A 5,132-nucleotide genomic window follows, 5' to 3' on the forward strand; every position below is an offset into this window, starting at 1 on the left:
GTTCTTTAGTACTTAGTTCTTTAGTACTTAGTTCTTTAGTACTTAGTTCTTTAGTACTTAGTTCTTTAGTACTTAGTAGCGATTGATTTTCTACTGGTAGATTCTCCATCAGTGGTTTTTCCACTAGTTGATTTTCTACTTGTGGTTTTTCGACTTGTGGTACTTCGTATATAATCATTTCCCATTTGCTAATCTTTCCGTCTTCTCCTTTAATTGGGAATCGTTTAACATAACCGCATTCCTTTAATTCCTTCATTCCAGCTTTCAAACTTGCTATCCCATCCTTAGAATGCTTTGTTACTTCTTCCATATAAAAAATCCAATCATTTGGAAGTGTAAGAATATATGCTAAAATCCCTTTCGCTTTCCAACTTAACCTTGTATCTTTGAGACCTGTATTATTTATTGTTGTATAGTTCTTATCTTTATTAACCCGAAATGTAGCCATTAATTTACCTCCTAGTACAGCTCGCAACACGAGCTTGCCCGCTCTTTTTACACCCTGTTGAATTTCATAATGTGGATAACCACCTTTGAAATACTGTTAAATCATTTGCTTTAATTCGTCGCTGCTTTTTGCTAAGTCCTAGAATCTAGTAGGTAATAGCACTTGATATTCATTTAAATCCATATACTATTTACCTACTTTCCGTGATATACTTATAACAAGTGTTTTTTCTTAGAGGACCCACTGTCATGGGTCTTTTTATTTTGTTTTACGTCACTCCAAGCCCATTGTTTTATCGGTTCATAAGTAATGTAGAGTAGCAATGCACTGAATCCGATAACCATTGCAAATACTACTAATGATGTTATATCCTCCATCACGCTGAAACCCCCTTCTCTAACCAATTAAAAAATGCATCTCTTGGAACCACTTTCTTTCTTCCAATTTTCACTAAAGGAAAACCCTTTTGGTCCATAATGTCGTAAGCTGTTCTTTTTGCAACGCCTAATATTTCTTCTACATGTTTTACGTTTAGCATAATCGGATAATCGCTTGCACTATCATGAGTGACTGGAATGTTATCTAACTTTTCTACAGTTGTTTGCCTTTCATCTTCTTTATTGAAGCGAAGTAATTCGATTGCATCCCAAAAATCTTCATCGTCCCACCCCCTTTGAGCTGTGAACTTTGTAATTGCCAAAGCTATTTGAACTGTTGATTTTTTCATTTTCCCTTCCTCCTATCATTCGAATTCGTCATTTTGACGACTTTTACCCAAAAAAATTTCTTCAATATTCACACCCAAACATTCAGCCAATTTAGGTATCTTATCAGCATTTAATTTTCTCTGACCGTTTTCAATATAGGAAATAGCAGATGAACTACTAAAACCAAGATTTTTTGCTAATTCTTCTTGTGTTATTTTCTTTTCTTTTCGTATATGACGTATCCTCATACCTATTGTCAATCACATCACTCCCTAAGTCGTCATTTTGACGATTTGTTATTTTATTATATGTCGTCATTTTGAAGAAGTAAATATATTTTTTGTCATTTTGATAATTTTTTTTATCAATTTGATAAAAAACGGTGTAAAGTCGTCAAAAAGTATATATACTGTAGATAATAATAATTCGAATGTACTGCAAAAGAAACACAAAATAGGAAATTATTCGCAAAGGGGGGGGATATATGAATTTGGGAGAAAGATTAAAATTCTGCCGTGAAAAAAGCGGTTATACTCAAACCTATATAACTGAAAAATTAAAAATACATCGTGGGAGTCTCTCTAGTTATGAATCTGGAAGACGAAAACCAGACTATGAAACTTTATCTAGTTTAGCTGATATTTATAAAGTATCAGTAGATTATTTATTAGGAAGATCGACTGACGAAAGGCTAAATGCAGAACAAGATAAACAAGCTACAGAAATAGGAAAAAAAATTGAACAGCTTATATCTAAATTATCAGAACAAGAACAGAAAAAAGCTTGGGAGCAATTAGAAATGTATGTTCAATATCAACAAACTAGAGGACGAAAGTAATAATAGGTTCTCCAATTTTTATTTAACAATTGGAGAACCTATTATTCTATTTGTCTTCAGTATATATTTTAGATAATAACTCACTTAACTGTTCTTCAATAGTAAATGTATTAACTGTAATTCCTTCTAATATCCACTTAACAGCTAATTCTCTTGTTATTTCTTTTTTCGTCATCTCGCATCCCCTAAATTCCATTCCATTTTTATTTGTTTTCACAAAAATCTCTCCTTTTCCTTATAATATTAATAGTAGTTCTCTATCTGTAAAATAACAAAAAATGGTATTTTTTCCGTTTTTCTGTATTTAACAAAAAACAGAAAATTCCCATAACGCACGAATGGCACCGCTTTTGTTTAGCGGTGCCATTCTACAATAAAAATCATTACCATCCTGAGGGGTCATTAACATAAAGTACATGCTGGTAATCCATTTCCTTTACTTGTACTTCATTTTTCCAACTTTCATTTATTCCTAAATAAAATAATCCTAGACTAGTAACTATCATTGCAGTTATCATTATTTTTTTCATTTTATTTCACCAACTCCCTAATGCATAGTATACTATTTTTTAAACTAAACCCAAATATTTCATAGGTGCATATGAGTAAAAAGTATTTCCAATCACATTACTCATTTCTAAAGCTAATCTTGCTATGTTTTTATCTGATCTTAACAGAGCCATGTAGTATAACTGGATGTCGCTCAACCTACCATTTTCTCTTTCCAAACTTTTTAATATACGCTCAGCTTCTTCCAGTTCACCTTGCTTTATTTTTAAAAATGCTAGTTCTGCCAAATGCAGTCTCTCAATTTCTATTTCATCAATATCTTTCCAATGAAATATTTGAAAAAAAGCTAATGTATTATATATCATATTTCTTGTTTCGATGATACCTGGTGCGTCAAATTCCTTTAAAATGTCCAATGCTACCTTCAAGTATTTCTTCATTTTAGGATAACTAGAAAACCCAAAACTTTCTCCAAGCTTAAAATATGCTATAGCTTTTGGAATAACTAAAAATGAATCTTCTTCGCTAATGTCTATAATTTCTTTACATAGTTTTCGTGTTCTATACACATCACCTTGTCGAAGAGAAATAACACCTAGCGCTTCTTTATAGCGAACATTTAGTGTTTTGCAAAAAAATCTATTCTTTACTCCCTTTATACTTTCACCAATATCCTCCAATTGCGCTTCTACTAAATCATGTTGTCCTGACCTATACCATAATCTACACAACAGAATCTCTGTTAAAATACTCATTTCTAAACTACCAGCTTTTATATACTTTTTTCTCAGTCTTTTAAAAAAATCTTTTTGCTCCAATTTCCCAGTATAATTTTGCTGAATTAAATCATAAATTTCTAGCGCTTCTTTATCTACTATATGTTTTTCAATCTTTTTGTTGTTCAAAATCTTTTTATTTATAACCTTCTCAATTAGTTGAAAATCTCCTTGTAAACTAGCATATTCCAATAATTCTCTTATATATTCTTGTTTAGGCTGATTTAAATACTGTTCAATAATATTCTCTTGCTTATTAGAATCGTATACAATATTCATTGCCTTGGCTAAATGTGCAAAACGGATTTTCCCACTTTGGAAAGCATCTGTAACTCTACTAGAAGAGGTACCCCACATTTTTGCTAATTTTGTATCGGTTATTCCTATAGAATGTAAATCATTATGTAATTTCCCTAATACTTGCTGCATACTTACCTCCCTCTCCAAGCATAATTCTCTAACCTAACTTTTCAGCACAACAGATTTTGAAAGGTCATATACTATATTGAGTTTAAAAATTTGCATTATTGTGTCATTAGGTAAACGTAATAATTGTGATTCAACTACTTTTACAGAACCCAACATAATTAATTATTTTTTCAGAATTAACTGTCAAATAATCTTAAAAATCCCCTATAATCATTGATATGACTGATATTACACGTTAATTTAATAGATTTATTATATCATATCTTCAAACTATAAATTCCAATTTCTCAATAAATTTCATATTGAGAAATAATTATTCTTAATTTTCATTCAATTACTAAGAGTAGTTTTCCAAAATTACTATACTCAAAATATGAATACCATTGGGAAACAGATCGGCATCAGCCAGATGTGGAAAGTTTAAAATGTTTGTGTTCAATTTTCGGAATTTCAACAGACACACTTATCGGCTTCGAGAACTAACAAAACGACCCATTACCCTATTTAAAAGTACCTACAATGACTTGGACAGTCGTCAGCAAGGGCTTTTCGCTAAACAACTATCTTTGTACGTCGAAATGCTATTTACTAATAAAGATATACTGTGACTTTACCTTTTTCAGGGAGCCTTATACTCTCTTTTTTTACACTTATAATCAGGAAACTGTAACTATTTGGATTAATCTGTTTGAGTATATAGTACATTCAGCATATTAAACAAACCAGAGGTAAAATATCCTTGTAGAGTAATAAATTAGTGAAATTATGACTACTTTTTTAGTTCTATGCGGTTTTTTAGAAATATGCACTATTACATATCCATTAATTGTAATAAAAACCATGTTTTACTCGTATTCATCCACAACTAGGGTAGGCTCCCTAGATTGCGGTACATGCCGCAGCCCTTAACAATTTGTTATGGTGTTCTATAAATCTTACATATTATATTTTGGGATGGAGTGAAAAAATGAAATCTAAAGGTAATGCGTATTTATTACATATTTTTCTTGGATTCTTAGGCGCAGGAAGATTTTATGTTGAAGATATTGGCATGGGTATCTTGAATCTTCTTACTTGCGGGGATTAGGGATTCTATGGTTTATTGACTTGTTTTTATTAAGCGGACGTGTGGACTACAAGAATGCATTATTCGCTGCTCGCACTGCTGGAACGAACAACGTTAATAATGTTAATACAGTTCAAGTTAATATTGACCCTAATATGTTGAAGGGGATGCAAGCTGAACCTGCTGCTACAACACAAGAAAACAAAATAGACGGTGTAGATCTATATAAGAATTAATTACAAGAGCACTCGATAGAGTGCTTTTATTTTTTTCAATGCACAATATAGAGGGTGTTGCAAAACTCATAAATATCCAAAAATGAATGCATAAAGAAACCCGTTTTCCTGGAAGAATGATA

At 31.5% G+C, this 5,132-nt stretch carries 6 protein-coding genes and 2 pseudogenes; 2 read left to right on the forward strand and 6 right to left on the reverse strand.

What is annotated here, in order from left to right; translation table 11 throughout:
• From ACQRBL_RS31835 to ACQRBL_RS31850, 4 genes and pseudogenes are all read right to left on the reverse strand, one after another.
• Positions 1 to 448 (reverse strand): annotated as a pseudogene (locus ACQRBL_RS31835) (replication protein); the annotation flags it as partial.
• Positions 449 to 660: 212 nt separating this feature from the next.
• A complete protein-coding gene (locus ACQRBL_RS31840; protein ID WP_157762858.1) occupies positions 661 to 828 on the reverse strand; it encodes a hypothetical protein in 168 nt (55 codons plus the stop codon).
• A complete protein-coding gene (locus ACQRBL_RS31845) occupies positions 825 to 1,175 on the reverse strand; it encodes a helix-turn-helix domain-containing protein (RefSeq protein ID WP_144517512.1) in 351 nt (116 codons plus the stop codon). Before ACQRBL_RS31845 ends, ACQRBL_RS31840 begins: the two co-directional genes overlap by 4 nt.
• Positions 1,176 to 1,190: 15 nt before the next feature.
• The gene (locus tag ACQRBL_RS31850; protein ID WP_411996616.1) at positions 1,191 to 1,415 is read right to left on the reverse strand and encodes a helix-turn-helix domain-containing protein; all 225 of its coding nucleotides are present in this window, start codon (positions 1,413 to 1,415) and stop codon (positions 1,191 to 1,193) included.
• Between the two features lie 224 nt (positions 1,416 to 1,639).
• Between ACQRBL_RS31850 and ACQRBL_RS31855 the strand changes: the two genes are divergently transcribed.
• Positions 1,640 to 1,993, forward strand: a complete 354-nt coding sequence (locus ACQRBL_RS31855) for a helix-turn-helix domain-containing protein (RefSeq protein WP_411996617.1) — start codon at positions 1,640 to 1,642, stop codon at positions 1,991 to 1,993.
• A 46-nt stretch (positions 1,994 to 2,039) separates the two neighbouring features.
• Here the strand turns inward: ACQRBL_RS31855 and ACQRBL_RS31860 are convergent, their stop codons facing one another.
• Complete coding sequence (locus ACQRBL_RS31860; RefSeq protein ID WP_157762857.1) at positions 2,040 to 2,210, reverse strand: hypothetical protein; 171 nt, start codon at positions 2,208 to 2,210, stop codon at positions 2,040 to 2,042.
• A gap of 352 nt (positions 2,211 to 2,562) precedes the next feature.
• On the reverse strand, positions 2,563 to 3,708 hold the full coding sequence (locus tag ACQRBL_RS31865) for an AimR family lysis-lysogeny pheromone receptor (RefSeq protein ID WP_411996618.1): 1,146 nt from the start codon (positions 3,706 to 3,708) through the stop codon (positions 2,563 to 2,565).
• Between the two features lie 967 nt (positions 3,709 to 4,675).
• Here ACQRBL_RS31865 and ACQRBL_RS31870 point away from each other — a divergent pair.
• A pseudogene (locus ACQRBL_RS31870) lies at positions 4,676 to 5,010 on the forward strand (TM2 domain-containing protein).
• Positions 5,011 to 5,132: the final 122 nt, after the last annotated feature.

Source organism: Bacillus sp. AF62 (genome assembly GCF_050312695.1).
In the GTDB taxonomy this organism is placed as follows: domain Bacteria; phylum Bacillota; class Bacilli; order Bacillales; family Bacillaceae_G; genus Bacillus_A; species Bacillus_A cereus.

Bases quoted from the DNA above. Each gene is read 5' to 3' on its own strand.
- ACQRBL_RS31845 (WP_144517512.1), bottom strand. From the start codon at position 1,175: ATGAAAAAATCAACAGTTCAAATAGCTTTGGCAATTACAAAGTTCACA.
- ACQRBL_RS31855 (WP_411996617.1), top strand. From the start codon at position 1,640: ATGAATTTGGGAGAAAGATTAAAATTCTGCCGTGAAAAAAGCGGTTAT.
- ACQRBL_RS31865 (WP_411996618.1), bottom strand. From the start codon at position 3,708: ATGCAGCAAGTATTAGGGAAATTACATAATGATTTACATTCTATAGGA.